The organism is Massilia sp. MP_M2 (assembly GCF_039123635.1).
GTDB lineage: Bacteria > Pseudomonadota > Gammaproteobacteria > Burkholderiales > Burkholderiaceae_D > Telluria.
The window spans coordinates 192,180-210,620 of record NZ_JBCHJF010000001.1 but is presented as its reverse complement, the minus strand read 5'-3'; the positions used below and the strand labels follow the sequence as shown (position 1 = coordinate 210,620).

The 18,441-nt window shown below is 66.5% G+C and carries 16 protein-coding genes and 1 riboswitch; of the genes, 9 read left to right on the top strand and 7 right to left on the bottom strand.

Annotated elements, in window-relative coordinates; all coding sequences use genetic code 11:
• Positions 1-59: 59 nt before the first annotated feature.
• Genes mltB through RCH14_RS00925 form a run of 4 tightly spaced genes read right to left on the bottom strand, consistent with a single transcriptional unit; the run spans position 60 to position 5,159 of the window.
• Complete coding sequence (gene mltB / locus RCH14_RS00940) at positions 60-1,250, bottom strand: lytic murein transglycosylase B (protein WP_343024293.1); 1,191 nt, start codon at positions 1,248-1,250, stop codon at positions 60-62.
• Positions 1,247-3,250: a DUF3488 and transglutaminase-like domain-containing protein gene (locus RCH14_RS00935; protein WP_343024292.1), complete on the bottom strand. Its 2,004-nt coding sequence runs from the start codon at positions 3,248-3,250 to the stop codon at positions 1,247-1,249. The genes mltB and RCH14_RS00935 overlap by 4 nt, the downstream gene beginning before the upstream one ends.
• On the bottom strand, positions 3,247-4,239 hold the full coding sequence (locus tag RCH14_RS00930; RefSeq protein ID WP_407070033.1) for a DUF58 domain-containing protein: 993 nt from the start codon (positions 4,237-4,239) through the stop codon (positions 3,247-3,249). The genes RCH14_RS00935 and RCH14_RS00930 overlap by 4 nt, the downstream gene beginning before the upstream one ends.
• Positions 4,239-5,159, bottom strand: a complete 921-nt coding sequence (locus tag RCH14_RS00925; RefSeq protein WP_343024290.1) for a MoxR family ATPase — start codon at positions 5,157-5,159, stop codon at positions 4,239-4,241. The genes RCH14_RS00930 and RCH14_RS00925 overlap by 1 nt, the downstream gene beginning before the upstream one ends.
• Positions 5,160-5,378: 219 nt before the next feature.
• On the opposite strand from RCH14_RS00925, the gene RCH14_RS00920 reads away from it, so the two are divergent.
• The 7 genes from RCH14_RS00920 (at position 5,379) to RCH14_RS00890 (ending at position 13,177) form a co-directional block, all read left to right on the top strand.
• Positions 5,379-6,311 carry a histone deacetylase family protein gene (locus RCH14_RS00920; protein WP_343024289.1) on the top strand — a complete coding sequence of 311 codons (933 nt, stop codon included), beginning with the start codon at positions 5,379-5,381 and terminating at the stop codon, positions 6,309-6,311.
• 81 nt (positions 6,312-6,392) lie between these two features.
• Positions 6,393-7,283: a hypothetical protein gene (locus tag RCH14_RS00915; protein WP_343024288.1), complete on the top strand. Its 891-nt coding sequence runs from the start codon at positions 6,393-6,395 to the stop codon at positions 7,281-7,283.
• Complete coding sequence (locus RCH14_RS00910; protein WP_343024287.1) at positions 7,255-8,505, top strand: hypothetical protein; 1,251 nt, start codon at positions 7,255-7,257, stop codon at positions 8,503-8,505. The genes RCH14_RS00915 and RCH14_RS00910 overlap by 29 nt, the downstream gene beginning before the upstream one ends.
• Before the next feature lie 295 nt (positions 8,506-8,800).
• Positions 8,801-9,748, top strand: coding sequence for a ribosome biogenesis GTPase YlqF (ylqF, locus tag RCH14_RS00905; RefSeq protein ID WP_343024286.1), 948 nt, complete (start codon positions 8,801-8,803; stop codon positions 9,746-9,748).
• A 25-nt stretch (positions 9,749-9,773) separates the two neighbouring features.
• Positions 9,774-10,015, top strand: a riboswitch (cobalamin riboswitch).
• 67 nt (positions 10,016-10,082) lie between these two features.
• Positions 10,083-12,038 carry a TonB-dependent receptor gene (locus tag RCH14_RS00900; protein WP_343024285.1) on the top strand — a complete coding sequence of 652 codons (1,956 nt, stop codon included), beginning with the start codon at positions 10,083-10,085 and terminating at the stop codon, positions 12,036-12,038.
• 150 nt (positions 12,039-12,188) lie between these two features.
• The gene (locus RCH14_RS00895) at positions 12,189-12,851 is read left to right on the top strand and encodes a thiol:disulfide interchange protein DsbA/DsbL (RefSeq protein ID WP_343024284.1); all 663 of its coding nucleotides are present in this window, start codon (positions 12,189-12,191) and stop codon (positions 12,849-12,851) included.
• Entirely contained in the window at positions 12,848-13,177 is a 330-nt protein-coding gene (locus RCH14_RS00890) for a hypothetical protein (protein ID WP_343024283.1), read from the top strand. The genes RCH14_RS00895 and RCH14_RS00890 overlap by 4 nt, the downstream gene beginning before the upstream one ends.
• 78 nt (positions 13,178-13,255) lie before the next feature.
• Here the strand turns inward: RCH14_RS00890 and RCH14_RS00885 are convergent, their stop codons facing one another.
• From RCH14_RS00885 to RCH14_RS00875, 3 genes are all read right to left on the bottom strand, one after another.
• The gene (locus RCH14_RS00885) at positions 13,256-13,888 is read right to left on the bottom strand and encodes a metalloregulator ArsR/SmtB family transcription factor (protein ID WP_343024282.1); all 633 of its coding nucleotides are present in this window, start codon (positions 13,886-13,888) and stop codon (positions 13,256-13,258) included.
• On the bottom strand, positions 13,885-15,096 hold the full coding sequence (locus RCH14_RS00880) for an MFS transporter (RefSeq protein ID WP_343024281.1): 1,212 nt from the start codon (positions 15,094-15,096) through the stop codon (positions 13,885-13,887). Before RCH14_RS00880 ends, RCH14_RS00885 begins: the two co-directional genes overlap by 4 nt.
• Positions 15,097-15,167: 71 nt before the next feature.
• Complete coding sequence (locus tag RCH14_RS00875) at positions 15,168-16,478, bottom strand: ATP-binding protein (RefSeq protein ID WP_343024280.1); 1,311 nt, start codon at positions 16,476-16,478, stop codon at positions 15,168-15,170.
• A gap of 351 nt (positions 16,479-16,829) precedes the next feature.
• Between RCH14_RS00875 and RCH14_RS00870 the strand changes: the two genes are divergently transcribed.
• Positions 16,830-17,669, top strand: a complete 840-nt coding sequence (locus RCH14_RS00870; RefSeq protein ID WP_343024279.1) for a MipA/OmpV family protein — start codon at positions 16,830-16,832, stop codon at positions 17,667-17,669.
• Positions 17,669-18,364 (top strand): hypothetical protein, encoded by a 696-nt coding sequence (locus RCH14_RS00865; protein ID WP_343024278.1) that lies wholly within the window; start codon positions 17,669-17,671, stop codon positions 18,362-18,364. Before RCH14_RS00870 ends, RCH14_RS00865 begins: the two co-directional genes overlap by 1 nt.
• Positions 18,365-18,441 lie beyond the last annotated feature (77 nt).

Genomic DNA, 18,441 nt, shown 5'->3' with positions numbered 1-18,441 from the left:
GAGAAACTCGTTACAAAGGATTACAAAATTTCCCGCTAGGCAAGGCTGTTGGCGGGCGTTTACTCGGGTCGGGCAGAGCGCACCGCGCGCCCCAGGTCCACCACCGACATTGCATAAAAGTAACTGCGATTGTATTTGGTAATGGCGTAAAAATTATCATTGGCCACCCAGTACTCGGTCGGCTCGGCGCCGTTCTGCAGGTCGATCAAACCGTACAGATTTTCGGCCGGCAGCGGCGTGCCGGTCACCACGCCTGCGGCGCGCAGCGCTTCCGGCCGCAGCGTCGCTTCAAGGCCAAGCTCGAGCAGTGGCTCCCAGGCACGTGTCGGCGAGACATCGGCGGCATACGCGGCAGGTCCGCGGTGTTCGGCATTCCAACCGTGCTGGATCAGGAAGTTGGCGACGCTGCCGATCGCATCGACGCTGGAGCCGCGCAGATCGACGCGGCCGTCGTTGTCGAAGTCCACGCCATATTTGAGGATATTGCTCGGCATGAATTGCGGCAAGCCGACTGCGCCCGCGAACGAACCGAGCAGCGAGAACGGGTCGTAGCCGCGCTCGCGCGCCAGCACCAGCGTGCTGGCCAGCTCGTCGCGGAAGAAGGCCTGCCGCGCGGCCTGGTTTGGCGCGGCCGGATAGGCGAACGCCAGCGTGGTGAGCGAGTCGAGCACGCGGAAGCGCCCGGTGTCGCGCCCGTAGATGGTTTCGATGCCGATGATGCCGACGATGATCTCGGCCGGTACACCATACGCCGCTTCGGCGCGCTTGAGCGCCTCGGCATTGGCTTCCCAGAAGCGCACGCCGGCCCGGATCCGGATCGGCTCGATGAAGCGGGCGCTGTAGGCTTGCCAGTTCTTCGGCTTGCCTGGCGGCGCCGGCTTGACCAGCTGCACGGCCGTATCGATGTAGCGCACCTGACCGAACAGCGTCTCGAGCGCGGTGCGCTCAAAACCGTGCTGCGCGACCATTCCGTCGATGAAGTCGCGCACCGGTTGCCATTCGAGGAAGTTGACGTGCTCGTTGTCGGTATCGACCACGCTGGTCACGGCGACGCCGGCTGCAGCCACTGGCGCGGCCTTGGCGGCCGTGCGGCGTGCCTTGGACGATTTGGCCTTCGCTGCCGCTTTGGCTTTCGCGGCCTTGGCTTGCGCGCTGCGCGCCTGGGTATCGGAAGAAGGGGCGGCGAGCGCATCGCCATGCGCGCTGGCGGCAAGCGCGAGCGCGGCGAACAGGGTAACGATTAATTTCATCTGACTTGCGACAATAGACTTTTCAAGGTGGCGTGGAGCCGGGGATCGGCTGCGGGCGCTGCGTAGCGCCAGGCGCTGTAACGACGCAGGAAGGCGATGGCCGCCTCGCGGGCGGCGGGCGCCAGGGCCTGCGCGCCAGGCGCGGTGGCGAGGATGCGCGCCGCGTAGGCGCTTGGCCCTTCGTCTTGTGCGCGCGGCAGGCCGGCCTGGCCCAGACGTTTGCACAAGGTCGAGTATAGAGCATCGATCGGGTCGATTTCGCGACGGTGCCGCAAAATTTTCATCCCCCACCAGGCCAATCCGGCCAGCACCAGCACAACGCCGAACGGCCAACCGAGCAACCTGTCCTGCAAGCCTTGCACGACGCTGTGCTGGCGTTCCGGCGTGTAGTTCAGCACCCACTGGTTCCAGCCGTTGTTGAGCGCGCCCATCGCGTTGCGCACGTCGGCCAGCCAGGCGCCGGCGTCAAGCCCGAACGGATTCGCGCCGCGCAGCGCCTCGATGCCGAACGGCGCGGGCCGCTCCGTGGCACGGTTGGTCCCGGTCCGCACGCGCTCCGGTGCCACCGCCGCCGTCGGATCGACGCGCAACCAGCCGCGGCCTGCGATCCAGACTTCGGCCCAGGCGTGGGCGTCCGACTGGCGCACCGTCATGAAGCCGTCGATGGGATTGAGTTCGCCCCCCTGGTAGCCGGTCACGACGCGCGCCGGCACGCCGGCCGCGCGCATCAGGAACACGAACGCGCCCGAGTAATGTTCGCAAAAGCCGGAGCGCGTCCCGTACAGGAATTCGTCGACCGAATGGCGCCCGAGCAGGGGCGGGGCCAGCGTGTATTCGAACGCTTGCTCGCGGAACTGGCGCAGCACGGCATCGACCCGCGCGGCCGGGTCGCCCAGCGCGCGCAAGGCCATGCCGGCAGCCAGCGCACGCGGGTTGAAGCCATACGGCAGCAACAGCCAGCGGTTGGTATCGGCGAGGACAGGACCATTTTGCAGCGCATACTCGACGTGCGAGCTGGCGCGGTAGCGCACGCGGCTCGCCAGCGGCGCGTCGGCCGTCAGTTCGAACTGCGGCGAGATGCGCAGCTCGTGGCCCGGCACGACGGGCAGTTCGCCCGGCATCTCGAGCGCGAACACCCAGCGCGACTGCGACGGTTCGAGCGTGACTTCATAGTCCAGCCCCGGTCCGCCAACCGACAGGCGCAGATTGCGGCCCGACGCGGTGTTCTCGCCCCGGCGCCAGGTCAGGCCATCGAAAGCGTCGAGCACCGGGCCGCGCCAGTACAACTGGGGCGCCAGCGGCGGGGGGCCGAAGAAGCGCACGCGAAACGCCGGTTCTTCCGACAGCGCCAGGTTCGACATCTGGCCCGGCGCCATCTGGTCCGACAAGCCCGAGGTGCCGGCGCCGGGCCCGCCCGGCATGCTCCACAGCGGCCCCTGGATGCGCGGGAACACGACAAACAGCGCGATCGCGATCGGCGCCGCAAAGGCCAGCATGCGCGCGGCCATCGCCAGGCGCGTGCGCAGCGGCGGCACGGCGCCGGTGAACTGGAACGACAGCTGCGCGGCCAGCAGCAGCAGCACCGACGCGATCATCATGATGGCGGTGCCGATGCCCTGCGCGTAGAAGAAGTTGGTCAGCACCAGGAAGAAGCACAGGAACACCACGACGAACAGGTCGCGCCGCGCGTGCATCTCGAGCATCTTGAAGGCCACCAGCAGCACCAGCATCGCCACGCCGGCGTCCTTGCCGAGCAGCGTGTCGTAGCTGTATTGCACGCCCACCATGGCGGCGATCGCGATCGGCAGCAGCACGATGGCTTTGGGCATGCGCTTGCCGCGCAGCGTGATGGCGGCGCGCCAGGCCAGCGTGGCCGCGCACAGCAGCGACACCCACCACGGCAGATGCAGCGCGTGGGGTGCCAGCACCAGCACCGCGCTGGCGAGAAGCAGCAGCGTATCGGCCTTGTCGCGTGGCAGTGGGGTACGCAAGAATGTCATGCGGGGCCCTCGATGCCGTACAAGGCCAGCGCGCGCAGGCACGCTGCCTGGTGCGCCGCGCCGCTCCCCGCGTCGATGCGTACGGGGCCAAGGTGGAAGGCGTAGGGCAGGGCGCGGCTTTCCGCTTCCAGCACCCAGCGCGTCAGGCGCGCCAGGCGCAGTTCGACGTCGAGCGTGCGTGGCAGGCGGTCGAAGTCGAGCACCAGTTCGTCGCCGCCACCGCCTTCAAAGTGTTTCGTCACCAGTTGGCCGCCGATGCTCGGATCGAGCCGCGCGATCTGGCGCCAGGCCATCTGGCGCGGCGAGTCGCCCGCCTGGTAATTGCGCACGCCCGCAAAATCGTCATGGCCGGCCGTGCGCACGCTGTTGCCGCCGCCGCCCTGCAGCGGCAGGCCGGGCGCGCCGTCTTCGGGGCGCGGATAGACCAGCACTTGCGTGGCTGGCCGCCAGTAACTCCAGGCGACGAACAGGCCGAGGGGAAAGCGCGTCGACAGTGTCACGCGCCCCGGCGCCGCCCAGCCGCGCTCGCTGGTCGGCAGCGTGAGCGTGACGGTGGCTTGCGTGCCGGCGGCGATGTCGGCGACGTGGCGTGCCTCGGGCCAGTCGGCAAAGTCGGCCCGCACGGCGTAGCGCGCCAGGCGCGTGCGGTTGATGACCTGCAGCTCGAACTGCGCGACCTCGCCTGCAAACACGGGCGCCGTGCGGCCCTGTTGCAGGCGCAGCTGCGCCAGATTGCGGTAGGTGGCGACCATGTCGACCAGTGTGCATGACAGTGCCAGAAAGGTCAGGCCGAAGCCCAGGCCCAGCGCGTAATTGACCGAGCCGACCAGCAGCACCGCCAGCAGCAGCACGAACCCAAGGCCGGCGCGCGACGGCACGATGAACACGCGGCGCTGACTGATAATGACCTCGCCCGCATCGAGCGCGCCGCCGCGCGGCAGCCATGCACCGGTCGTGCGGCGCAACCAGCTCCGGAGCGCCAGCGCCATCAGACCGGGACCGCCTTTTGCAGTTGCAGCACCAGGTCGCGGCTGGCCAGTGCGGTGCCGTGCGCGGCGCGTACTGGCCGCAGACGGTGCGCGCAGACCGGCACCAGCACGGCCTGGATATCTTCGGGGATCACGTGATCGCGCCCTTCGAGCGCGGCCCAGGCACGTCCGGCCTGCAGCAGCGCGATCGCGGCGCGTGGCGACAGGCCCTCGGCGAACATGCCGTTCTGACGCGACGCCTGTGCCAGCGCCTGTACATACGTGATCAGGGCGCCGGACGCGTGAATCGTGCGCAGCTGATGCCGGGCAGCGGCCAGTTCGGCGGCCTGCATCGCCGGCTGCAGGGTCTTGAGCATCGCGCGCCGGTCTTCGCCCATCAGCAGTGCGCGTTCGGCGGCGGCGTCCGGGTAGCCCAGCGTCAGGCACATCAGGAAGCGGTCGAGCTGCGACTCGGGCAGCGGGAACACGCCGACCTGGTTGGCCGGGTTCTGCGTGGCGATGACAAAGAACGGTTCGGGCAGGGCGCGCGTGACGCCGTCAGCCGAGACCTGGTGTTCTTCCATCGCTTCGAGCAGACCCGACTGGGTCTTGGGCGTGGCGCGGTTGATCTCGTCGGCCAGCAGCACCTGCGTGAAGATCGGGCCCGGATGGAACACGAACTCGTTCTTTTCGCGCTCGTAGATCGAGATGCCGGCGATGTCGGCCGGCAGCAGGTCGCTCGTGAACTGGACGCGGTTAAAGCGCAGACCCAGCGAAATGGCCAGCGCGTGCGCCAGCGTGGTCTTGCCAACGCCCGGCAGGTCGTCGAGCAGCAGGTGGCCGCCGGCCAGCAGGCAGGTCAGGGCCAGGCGCACTTGCTGGTCCTTGCCGACCACCACCTCGTTGACCTGGCGTGCGACGGCGTGCAATTTGTTGAACATGGTTGGGCTTTACGTTATTCAGTACATGGAACAGGTCGTCGTACCCGACGTCGTATGGCATGATTGACAAGGCGGCACGGCAGTCCACTGGCCTGGCGTGGTAGATTAGCGTCATTGGCAATCTTCATACGTCGACAGCAACAAGCCGTCCCAAGGGATTCTATGCGAGAACGGCGCGGCAAGGTGTGAATGGATGGGCACAGGCGGAGACCGAGCATCATGAGTACAGCGATTTACAGCCACCCCGACTGCCTGCGGCACGAGATGGGCGATTGGCACCCCGAGTCCCCGGCGCGCCTGCGGGCGATCGACGACCAGCTGATCCTGGCGCGCCTGGATGGTCTGATCGAGCAGCGCAGTGCGCCGCTGGCCGACACCGCGCAGATCCTGCGCAATCACACGGCAGGCGCGCTGGCGCTGGTGCGCGACCACGTGCCGGCCACGCCGGGCGACTACTATCCACTTGACGGTGACACGCTGCTCAATCAGCACAGCTATCAGGCGGCGCTGCGCGCGGCCGGCGCCGCGGTGGCCGCAACTGACGACGTCATCGCGGGCACGGTGACCAACGCCTTTTGCTCGGTGCGCCCGCCGGGCCACCACGCCACGCCGACCGAGCCGATGGGCTTTTGCCTCTTCAACAACGTGGCCATCGCCGCGCGCCACGCGCTCGAGGCCCACGGGCTGGCGCGTGTGGCGATCATCGATTTCGATGTCCATCACGGCAACGGCACTGCCGACGCGTTCAAGGACGATCCGCGCGTGCTGATGGCGAGCTTCTTCCAGCACCCGTTCTTTCCGTACACCGAGCCCGAGCCGATCACGGCCACGTGCGTGAACGTGCCGGTGCCGGCGCGCTGCGACGGCGACACCGTGCGCCAGCTGGTGCTGGAGCAGTGGCTGCCGGCGCTGCATGCCTTCAAGCCGCAGATGATTTTTGTGTCGGCCGGTTTCGACGGCCATCGCGACGACGACATGGGCGGCATCGGGCTGGTCGAGGCGGACTACGCGTGGATCACGCGGCAGATCCTGGCGGTGGCCAACCAGCACGCCGGCGGGCGGATCGTCAGCTGTCTTGAAGGCGGTTACGAGTTGTCGTCGCTGGGGCGCAGCGTGGTGGCGCACCTGAAGGTGCTGGCCGATCTCGAATAGTCGGGGAACCGCAGCGGCATTCTGCTCTCTAACGTAGCACCGGCGTAGCACCTGCACACGCCGGGCAGCGAGGAGACCAGCATGAAGCACCGCCGCATCCCGTACGCCCTCTACGTCCTTTGCACCTTGTGCCTGCTGTTGGCCAGCACCGTGGCGGGCGCCACCAACTACACGCTGTGGATCAACGGCCGTCACAGCGGCGGCGCGCCCGGCAACTACAGCGACTTTCGCTACTGGGGCCCGGCCACTACCCCTGCGGGCATCAACAAGCAGGCGGTCAACTGGGATGGCCGCAGCAGCATCGCGTCGCAAAGCGGCCGCGTGCGCGCTGCGCTCGACTGCTTCTGCACGGGCCAGAACTGGTGCTATATCGCCGCCTACAGCGCCGGTGACCTGCTGCTCGGGTACACACTGGCCAACTACGGCGGTTCGACGCGCGCCGTCACCGACGCCAGTGCGAACGCCAACGGCGTGTGCGCCGCCAACGGCGCTATGCAGACCGGCTGGAACCTCAAATGGGTGCGTGTCGCGGCCGGCGCGGCGGGCGGCTCCGAGCTCGCCAACGCCGGTGCCTGGACCACCTCCGAGCCACTCGTGCAAGACCTCAAGACCAGTACCGCGCGCGCCATGTACAACCATAACGACACCCGCAACGTCTGGTTCTACCGCTACGCCGGCGCGCGCGGCACGGCGTACTCTTTCCTGTTGCCGGGCCAGGACGACGAGGTGGTGGCATATCACAGCAGCGGCGGCGTGGCCGGCAATGCGGGCCGTGCGCTGTGCAATCCGGGCGACTGGCTGTGTGACGACCTGCGCCTGGGCACCGCGCCGAACCAGGGCGGCAGCGTCAAGTGGAGCTGGCACTCGGTCGTATTCCGCGACGACGGTGAAGGCTTCAATCACTATGGCGACGGCAACTGGGCTGGCGTCATCGGGGTCGTCCGTGCGGCGATGGTCGATACGGCCAACTAGGCCGCGACCGTTCTGGCTGGCGCGGCGCGCCGTCATTGCCGCTACGGCTCTGCTTGCATGTCTGCTGGCGGCATGGCTGCTGGCCGGCCTGCTGCGCGCGGCCGATCCGGCGCCGGCGCTTGCTGCACCGGCGCCGCTGGCCGGCCTGCATTTTTTTGGGCCGGTGCCGATCATGCCTTCTGCTGGCGAAGAGCGTACCGCGCATCGTCGCCAGCTTGCCTGGCAGCTTCGCTTAACGCAGCACACCTACTGTAGCTACCTCCAGCAAACCCGCTACCCGCACACATCGCGCCCGGCCGGGCAGCATCCCGACCAGCTGTATCCGAACCAGCCGGTGCGCGAATCGAACCCGCTGCGCGTCCAGGGCGGCGACAGCGATCCGGCCGTGCTGGTGCAGAGCGCGCAGTCGCGCGTCTATCTGGCGGCGGGCGAGACGGTGGCGTTCTCGCTGCGCGCCGTCGATGCTCAAGGCGTGGCGCTGCCACTGGTGGTCTCACGCGCGCTGGCCCAGGGCATGGCCGCGCCGGGGACGCGCGCTGCGCCCAGCGTGACGCTGGTGTTTGCACAGGACGGCGACGACTGGCGCGCCACGTTCGCGCCGCATGCGGGCGCGCTGGCGCGCTTTCACGGCACCATCCGCAGCGAAGTGCGCTTCAGCGCTGGCGGCCGCACGGGCATCGTGTGGTTCGATGTGATCTACTCGCCCGAACTGCCGGCCATCTGGAGCGGCGCCCCGCATGAAGCGATCGGCCAGGACGCGCTCGAATTCACGCTGCCACTCGACGTGCGCATCGCTGGCCGCTACGTTGTCAGCGGCCGCATCGACGACGCGCTGGGGCGCCCGTTCGCGCTGGCGAGCTTCAACGAGCTGCTGGGGCAGGGCACGCAGGCGGTACCCTTGCGCGTGCACGGCAAGCTGCTGCACGACGCCAACCCCAGGCCGTTATTGCCACTGGTGCTGCGCGACGTCGAAGGCTATCTGCTGCGCGAGAATGCCGACCCGGACCGGCTGCTGCTGGCGCGCCGCGAGGGCCCCGTGCTGGTCAGCCGCACGCTGTCGTTGGCAGGCGTGCCCGATCGCGAGTGGCAGAGCGAGGAACGCAGCCGCTACCTGGCCGAGTATGCGAAAGACCGCTCGGCGGCGCGCGACCGCTTATCGGCGTTCGATCCGGCCGCCACGTTGCCGCCCGCCGCATGCAGCGCAGCGGGTCCGCTTCAGTAAGGCACCAGCGGCAACTCGACCAGCGCAGATACCACGATGGCGCAGCACAGCAAGCCGACGCCATACCAGCGTGCCATCGATCGTTTCAGTCTGTCCCGTGCGCGCATATGTCGTCTCCGCTGCGTCCTGCCACCACCTGTGGTCAAGGGCCAGTGTGCACGCCGAATATGTCAACAGTGTTGCAACGGGTCAACGTCATGCAGAAGAGAAAGGCCGACTGTGGCGGGTTCGCGACGCCAGCGTGCGCCACCAGCGTAAAATAGCACCTTGAACGAAAGATAAAGAAAGCAATAGCATGTCGATACAATGGTTCCCGGGCCACATGAATGCGGCCAAGAAGGAAGCGGCCGAGCAGATGGAGAACATCGATCTGGTGATCGAAGTCCTCGATGCACGCCTGCCCGAGGCGAGCTGCAACCCACTGGTGGACCAGCTGCGCAAGTTCCGCCAGCGTCCCAGCCTCAAAATCCTGAACAAGATCGATCTGGCCGATCCGGTCGCTACCGCCGCCTGGAAAGCCTATTACGATGCGCAGGATGGCGTCACGGCCTACCCGATGACGACCAAGAAGCCGGCTGACGTCGCCCGCATCCCCGATCTGGCCCTGTCGCTGGCGCCGCACCGCGGTGTGCCGACGAAGCCGCTGCGCATCATGATCATGGGCATCCCCAACGTCGGCAAGTCGACGTTGATGAACGCGCTGCTGAAAAAACGCGTGGCCAAGGTGGGCGACGAGCCGGCCGTGACCAAGGTCCAGCAGCGCCTGTACCTGAACAAGAACGTGGTCCTGGTCGACACGCCCGGCATGCTGTGGCCAAAGATCGCCATGGCCAGCGATGGCCTGATGCTGGCGGCCAGCCACGCGATCGGCACCAATGCGCTGGTCGAAGAAGAAGTGGCCGAATACCTGGGCGAGCTGCTGCTGCAGCGCTACCCGCACCTGCTCACCGCGCGCTATGGCCTGAAAACAGATGGCATGGATGGCGTGGGCGTCATCGAAGGCGTGGCGATGCGCCGTGGCTTCCGTGTGCGCGGGGGCGAGTACGACTACGAAAAGGCAGCCCACTCGCTGCTGCAGGATTACCGCCAGGGCGCCCTTGGCCGCATCAGCCTGGAAACGCCGGTTTCGCGCGCGGCCAGCCTGGCCCTGCACGCGGCCGAGGTCGCCGAGAAAGCCCGCCTGGCGGCCGAGAAGCTGGCCGCCAAGCTCGAAGAGCAGTCGCGCGGCAAGCGCGGCAGCTGATCACGCCCGGGCGCGTGCCGACACGGTATAATCGCGCCGTTTTGGTGCTCTCGCGCGCCCTCCAGTGCGCGAAGTTAAACGGGAAACACGACAGGGCTGCGCCACGCGCGGTTCTGGAAGTGTGCTGCCCCCGCAACGGTCGACAAGCGCCGCGTCCGCACATCCTGCGCCGCGGCAGACAATCTCGATAACCACTGTCCGCACGACAGGAAGGTGAGGGCGTCTCGCTTGCCAGCCCGGATACCGGCCAGGACAGGTGGAGGCGCCATGCGCCTCCTTCGACGCCGGGCTGCGGGGACGCAGCGGGGCGCCCCTTACCGAGAACACACTCATCATGATTTTTGCAGCTCCTGCGCGCCGCGCGCCCCTCGCCGTGGCGTGCGCCTTCGCCGTTTCGACCTTTGCCACCATCGCTGCAGACGCTACTGCGCAAGAGCCGCTGGCGCCGGTCGTCGTCACCGCCGCCCGCTTCCCCGCCAGCGCGACGCCAATCGGCGCCACCGTGATCACCGCCGACCAGATCCGCAGCGCCGGCGTGGCCGACGTGAATGCGGCGATCCGCAAGATCGGCGGCGTCTTCGGTCGCCAGAGCCTGGATGGCTCGCCCGACTTCAGTCTCGACCTGCGTGGTTTCGGCACCAACAGCGCGCAGAACGTGGTGGTGATGGTCGACGGCGTGCGCCTGAACGAAAATGAGCTGGCCAACACCGTGCTCTCGAGCATTTCGATCGACACGGTCGAGCGCATCGAGATCACGCGCGGCGGCAGCAGCGTCCTGTATGGCGACGGCGCGACCGGCGGCGTGATCCAGATCTTCACCCGCCGTCCAGCCGGCAGCGGCACGCGCGGTTCGCTGTTTGCCGAAGCCGGGCGCTTCGATGCCCTCGACCTGCGCGCCTCGATCGCGCATGGCGCCGGCCCATGGTCGTTCGACGCCGCCGTGACCGACCGCCGCACCGACAACTACCGCGACAACAACAAGTACGAGCAGACGAGCTTCAGCGGCGGCGTGCAATATGCGTACGCTTCGAACGGCCGCGCTGGCCTGCGCTTCGAGAGCTCGCGCTCGGACGCGCGTTTTCCGGGTTCGCTGAACGAGGCGCAATTCCAGGCCAACCCGACCCAGAGCAACACGCCGGGCGACTTCGGCTCGCTCGACACCGACCGCATCAGCGCCTTCGTCGAACACCGCATCGGCACCATCGAACTGGCAGCCGAACTGTCGCACCGCGCGCGCGATGTGAAGTCGACCTACAGCGGGTTTGGTTCGCGCTACGAGGCCGAGCAGACCCAGTTCTCGCCGCGCCTGCGCCACACCGCCATGCTCGGCGACAAGCGAAACGAATTTGTCACAGGCATCGACCTGACCCGCTGGGATCGCCAAGTGACGTCGAGCTTCTCGGCCGGCGACGCCACGCAGGATTCCAAGGCGATCTACGTGCGCGACGAACTGACCTGGAACGCGCCACACAATGCGCGCCTGGCCGTCGGCGCGCGCCATGAACGTTTCGACAAGGACTACACCGACCCGCTCGCCTTCACCGCCCCGGAAGAGACCGAGCAATCAAGCAATGCCTTCACGCTCGAAGGCAGCGTTGATGTCGCGCGCGAGGTGACCGTGTTTGCAAAAGCGGGCCGCAGCTACCGCATCGCCAATATCGACGAAAACTCCTACCGTTCCACGACAGGCGTGCTGGCGCCGCAAACCTCGCGCGACCTGGAGCTGGGCGTCGCGGTTGGCAATGACGCGCGCAAGGCCACGGCCTGCGTATTCCATCACCGCCTGACGAACGAAATCTTCTTCGACCCGACGCTGGCCGGCGGTTTTGGCAGCAACACCAACCTCGACCCGACCCGGCGCCAGGGTGTCGAATTCGAAGGCAACGCGCTGCTGGCGACTAACTTGCGCGTGACCGGCGCCTGGCAGTACGTGCAATCCGTCTTCCGTGATGGCCCGAACGCCGGCCGCGAGATGGTGCTGGTGCCGAAACATGTCGTGACGACGCGCCTGGCCTGGACGCCCGGCAATGGCCAGAGCGCCGATGTGGGCGCGCAGTGGGTGGCGAGCCAGCGTTTTGGCGATGACTTCGCCAATCGTTGCAGCGCGCGCGTGCCGTCGTACACGACGGTCGACGCCCGCTATGCGCGCCGCTTCGGCCCATGGGAAGCGTCGGTATCGGGCCTGAACCTGCTCGATCGCCAGCACTACAGCTACGCGTTCAGCTGCCGCGCCGGCATTTACCCGAGCGATGGCCGCCAGTTGAAAGTGTCGCTGCGCTACGACTTCTGATCCATCGTTTGCCGGGCGCGGGTGGCTGATGTATTTGCATGCATGTTTCAGCGGTAAGCAAATGCAATAAATCGCGCCCTGCAGACAGGGGAACGGCAAAAAGTGGTAATCTCGCGATCGTTCGCTCAATCATATATGTGGAAGGATGTTATGCGCACTCTGCGTTTTGCCCTCGTTGCTGCCGCCCTGGTTGCCGGTTTCGCCAATGCTTCGCCGACTGATCCACGCGTCGGCGCCGAATACACCGTGCTGGCCGCGCCGCAGCCGACCCAGACCGTTGGCAAGAAGGTCGAAGTCGTCGAATTCTTCGCCTACCACTGCGGCGCCTGCAATGCATTCGAGCCGACGCTCAATGCATGGATCAAGAAGCAGGGCGACAACATCGTGATGCGCCGCGTCCCGTTGCCGTTCCAGGGCGCGAGCGACCCGGAAGCACGCCTGTTCCTGACGCTCGACGCCATGGGCAAGCTGGAGCAGTACCATGACCGCGTGTTCCGCGCCGTGCACGTCGAGCGCAAGCGCCTGATGAAGGATGACGACATCATTGCGTGGGCAACCTCGAACGGGCTCGACAAGGCCAAGTTCATGGAAGCGTGGAACTCGTTCGGCGTGCAAACCAAGCTCAAGCGCCTGCCGGCAGTTGCCGAAGCGTACAAGGCCAGCAGCACTCCAACCGTCGTGATCGACGGCAAATACGTCGTCTCGCCAGCCACCGTGGCGCAGTCGAACAAGATCCAGGACATGGGCCAGCTGATGACGGCCACTGGCCAGGTCCTCGATGCACTGGTCACGAAGGCAGCCCAGACCAAATGACCAACGACGTCGAACGCGACATCCTCAAGATCTACGAAGGGTCACGGCCCAAAGAGGAAGAGCTGTTTGAGACCAGCCGCGTGAACCATGTTGCGTGGTCGCTGGTGGCGATCTTCGCCATGGCGACCATCTGGCTCTCCATCGCGCTGGTCAATGCGGAGAATCAGCGTCATGCGCTGGCGACGAACAAATGTCCTGACCTGGTATTCAAGTCGGGATTTGACAAGGCATGCCTGGTCACGGTGGATTCGCGCGATCACTGGTGGGAACACCTCTGGTTCGGCGTGATGAATGTGCGGCCTGCTCCGCATAATGTTGGCAAGTGAGTTGGCAAATGCGTTGGCAACTGAGCTAGGCAAGCAAGCCAGGCACTACCAAAACGGCGCCCCATGGGCGCCGTTTTGTCATTCTGCCGTCGATACAGCGTAGGCGCAGCGCCGCGCGCCATGCAACTGATGCTCGATGCGGATCACCTTCACGGTCGGTCCCAATACGCGCGCGAACACGTCGAGTTCCGAGCGGCAAAAGTCCTGGCACATGCGTGCTGCGGCGCAGATCGGGCAATGGTTTTCTATTAACAGCACGCTGCCGTCCGGTTGCGGCTGCGCCTCGGCCATATACCCCTCTTCATCGCGCACGGCGGCCAGCGCCGCGACGCGCGTTGCCAGTGGCGCTCCGGCACCCGCGTCATCGAGCCGGCTGCGGTACAGCGCTTCGCTCGTCTGCTCACGCGCAACGATCAGGCGTTCCATCGCGGCCGGTCCGAACAGCCTCTGCACCTGCCCGATCAAGTCAACCGTGAGCTCGGCGTGACGATCCGGAAAGCGTGCTTGCCCGGCCTGGCTCAGGTGCCAGCGCCGCACCGGGCGCCCGACCTTGCCCCCGCTGTCCTCGCACTCGACCAGGCCCTTTCCGAGCGCGCTCTCCAGATGGCGCCGCACGCCCATCGAGGTCAGATCGAGTTGTCCGGCCAGTGCCTGTGCGGTCTGAGGGCCGCGCATTTTCAGCTGCATCAGGATGCGTTCCGAGGTGTTCATGGGGTCTCCAGTCGTTGATGCATACTGCGCATACTCCAGCGCCGCAGTGCCATCGCCGCCCAGGCCGCCAGCACGCCGCCGACGACCAGCACCAGCCGGGTGTCGATCAGCGTCAGCACGGCGCCCAAGAGCGCCATCAGGATATTGGCCAGGCAAAAAATGGTCGACAGCAGCGCCATGACCGACCCCTGACCGTGGGCCGCAAACTCGTCGGCCGCCCAGGTTTGCAGCGCCGTGTTGTAGAACGCGTGTGGTACGCCGAACAGGACGATGCCGGCAATCCCGATCCACAGGTTGCCAAAGCCCACGCACAGGATCGTGGCGGCGCCCACGCCCGCATACCAGGCAGCGCGCCGGCGGCCTTCCACCAGACTGGCGTGGCCGGCGAACAGCGCGGCGGTCGTCATCAATGCGCACATGCCCATGTTTACGAGCGAAATTTCGCGCGCATCGTAGCCGCCTATATCAACCAGCCATAACGGGAAGTACTGGTACAGCGACGCGACGCCACAGCAATAGCCCAGGTGGACGATGAACAGCGTGCGCAGCGGGCCGTGACGCAGCAGTGTCAGCGCGTGGCGTTCCCGCGCCACCGTCCACCAGCGCAGGCCGTGCGTGGCGGGCGGCGTGGCGGGAATCGTCAGGAACACGCAGAGCGTACCCAGGAGCAGGGCGACGGCGGCGATCCCGAACGGCACCTCGGCGCCCAGCGTCATCGTGAAGCCGCCCAGCAGAGGGCCGACCAGCCAGCCGAGGTTGAAGGAACCATTCAGCCACGACAGCGCGTGATTGCGCATCGGTCCCTTGATGCGCTCGATCAACAGGGCGCGCATCACGGCGCCATTGCCTTCGAGCAGGCCGGTGAAGAAGCGCGCCGCCAGGAACAGCAGATACGACTCCATCACCATCGCCACGGCGGTCAGCAAGTGGCCGATCGCCGCGCCGACGGTCGTCAGCAGCAGCGCGCGACGCCGGCCGAAACCATCGGACAACGGCCCCAGCACGGCGCTGCCGATCAGCAGGCCGAGCGGATTGATCATCAGGGCAATCCCCAATAGCAGCTTGGGCGGCAGTCCCAGAAAGCTGTTGAGCCCATGGACGCTGCCATCGGCGAACAGGGGAGCGAGCATCGGATAGGGCAGCGAGGCGCCGACCGTCGACAGCAGGGCCAGAGCGCATAGGGTGAGGATAAGGAAACGCTGGTTCATGATGGCGCGGAAAGAATGTCAACGCGCCGAGCTTACGCCCGGCCAACTAATAAGTAAACGAAAGTGTTTATTTATTTGAGTGCTTGCGGTAATCGCACCACGAAGCGCGCGCCGCCAAGCGGCGAGGTGTCGGTGCTCAGGGCGCCGCCATGCAGGACCACCGCCTTGCGCGCGATCGACAGGCCGAGGCCAAAGCCGCCCGTGGCGCGGTCGCGGCTGCGGTCGAGCCGGTAGAACGGCTCGAACACCTTGTCGCGCTCGGCCTCGGGAATGCCGGGGCCATCGTCGTCGACAGCAATCTCGATGCCGGCCGGTCCCCGTGCGGCCGATAGCACGACCCGGCTGCTTGCATATTTCTGGGCATTGCGCAGCAGGTTGCCGATGGCGCGCGCCAGCAGGCGGGCATCGGCGTCGATGGTGCCGAGCCCGTCCTCGTACTGGCAGCGGACCTCTTGGGGCGACGGCGGCAGCGTGGCGCAGCAGTCGCGCAGCAGCGCCTCGAGATCGACCGTGGCGCCCTGCAGCGTGCCGGCGCCGTCGAGTTTGCTCATATCGAGCAGCTCCTTGACCAGGTCGTTCAGCTCGCGCACATCGCCCTCCAGCGCGGCGATGCGGCGGCGCTGGTCCGGGTCGTTGGCACGCGCATCGAGCAATTCGAGGCCGAATTCCAGGCGCGCAATCGGCGTGCGCAGTTCGTGCGAGACCGAATGCAGCAGGCTGCGCTGCGCGCCCATCAAGGCCTCGATGCGCCTGGCCATATCGTTGATGCGTTCGGCCAGCGGATAGACGATCTCCGAGCGTTGCAACTGCGCGCGCACCGACAGCTTGCCGGCGCCGAATTCGTCGGCCATGCGCGACAGCGATTGCAGCGCGCGCCAGTGCGAGCGCGACCAGAGCGCAATCGGCAGCAGCAGGGCGAGGGCGACGATAACGAAGCGCAGCAGCTCCATCGTGAGCTCCTTGCCGATATCGATCGGCAGGTTCTGTGCATGCAGCACGTCGTCGTTGCTGCCGATATAGCGCTCGCCCGCCAGGTCGACGCGCCGGTACAGGGCGCGCTCGCCGATGTCCAGCACAATCGCGCCACGATCGAGCGCCGCGCGCCGGGCGCCATCGAACCGGGCGCGCGCGGCGGCCAGCGGCAGCAGGTCGTAGCGCACCGGCGAGACTTCGCGCACCTTGTTCAGGCGCGTGAGCCACTCGTCGCCGGGCGCTTCATCCACGTAGTGTTCGATCAGGAAAATCTGCCCCGCAGCCTGGCGCCGTGCAATGTCTTCCAGCGGATCACCGAACAGTCTTGCAAAGGCAAAGTAGATGAGGAATGTGGCGACCGTGATCGACAGCATGACGAACACGAAGAACCGGAAAAATAGGCGGTTCACGGGCGCATTCCGGTTGACTGTCGGTGATGAAGCGTGGCCAAAAGCATGGTTTCTCCTGAGCCCAAGATTGTACAGCGGCAAAGGTTCAACGGTCAGCCTGCATGCCGGTGCACGCGCGCGGCCTTACAAATTGACGACAATTGGTGGACATCTGAAGGGTGATTCACGGCGGCGCAACGCTTACCATCAGTTGCATCATCAGGTTTTCCGTTTGCCCACTGATGCGCGAGTGTCAGTGGGTTTTTTTAGTTGTACCAGACCGAAAGCGTCTGCGTTGTCACCATGTGATTGGGAGAGCGAAGCTTGCTCGACGTAAAATATCAGCATACGAACTCCCGGAACGCCATCACGATGAAACAGTTCTTCGCCCTGGCCCTCGCTGCAGCAAGTGGTGCTGCGAGCGCGCAGACGCCGGCCACCAACCCGATGCCCGACGGCAGCCACGATATGTATGTGGGGCTGGGCGCGGTGTCGCAGGCACGCTATGAAGGCGCGGCAAACACGAAGACATCGGTCTTGCCGGTGCTGCAGGTACAGTGGAGCAATGGTGTGTTCATGTCCGGCATGAGCGCCGGGATGCATCTGTCGACCGATCCCACGTTTGAGTATGGGCCATTGGTATCCCTGCACGCCAGCCGCGACGAGTCCGGCTCTGGTGGCATCGTCGATGGCGTTGGCGTGGCGACCATGCTGCCGCTGGCGGCGCGCATGCGGCGCGATAACCCCCTGGCCGGCATGCCGGACGTGGATGCCCGCGTCGAAGGCGGCGCCTTCCTGAACTATTACCTGAACCCGGCCTGGCGTCTCACCAGCAGTGTGCTGATCGGCTCTGGCAGCGGGCGCGACGGTGCACGCATGGCGCTGGGCGTGCAGCGTCTGGCCGTGGCCATTGCGCCGCAGCACGCGATTTCGTTCAATGCCGGGCTCACGCTGGTCAACCGCCACTACAACCAGAGTTATTTCGGCGTGAGCGAGAACGAGGCCTGGGTCAGCGGCAATGCCGTGTACCGGCCCGGGGGCGGCCTGAAGGATGTGCACGTCGGCGCGCGCTGGAACTGGGCGCTCGGTCCGTCTTGGATGCTCACCACCAATGTCCAAGCGACGCGCCTGATCGGCACCATTCGCCACAGCCCGCTCGTCGAGCGGCCCACCAACGTGACGGTTTCGACCGCCTTCGCTTACCGCTTCTGATGATGCAACGCGTACACCTTTCCGCCTGCGTGACCCTGCTGCTGACGGCAGGCGTTGCCGTCGCGCAGGCGCGTGTCGACGAATGGGTGAGCTACCGGGATGCCTACCGCGCGATGGTGGTATTCGACAAATATGGCGGGCCCAAGCATCTGCTGCACAATCAGCTGCAGGTGCGTCCGCGCGCCAAGGGCATGCTGGACGACGGCGCGAGCCTGCTGATCAAGGGCCGCACGCTGCAGACCAGCCTGGCGCTCGATCCGTTGGGCCGTACCACGCTGCCGCTGCTCAAGGCCGCCTACGACGAGAACGCCGTACTGGCACCCAGCCGGCCCCTGGGTGGCTTCACGGTGCGTCCGCGCATCTCGCTGGCGCTGCGCGCCGACGGTGCTTACGACGCGACCGAATTGCGCGCCGCCTGCGAGCAGGCGCTGGGCTATGCCCGCCACGGCGACGCCTCGGCGCGCAGCCAGACCTGCGTTGGCGTGCGGCTGGTATTTTCGAAGACGAGTCCCGCTGCCGGCGCCCGGGTCCGGGCCGGCAGCGCCGAGACCGTCCTGCCGGTCACGCGCGCGCCCGCATTTGCCGGCGACATCGATGACGATTTCCCGGTCGTGAGCTACCGCTTCGCGCCAACAGACGCGGCCCAGCTCGTGACATACAACGCGCCGCTGGCGATCTTGCCGGTGTTCGAATAAGCGCCAACGGACTCGTGACCGCCTTGCGTGCCACATCGCCGTCAACTCCAGCTGTCTTAGTTGAACCGCATTACTGC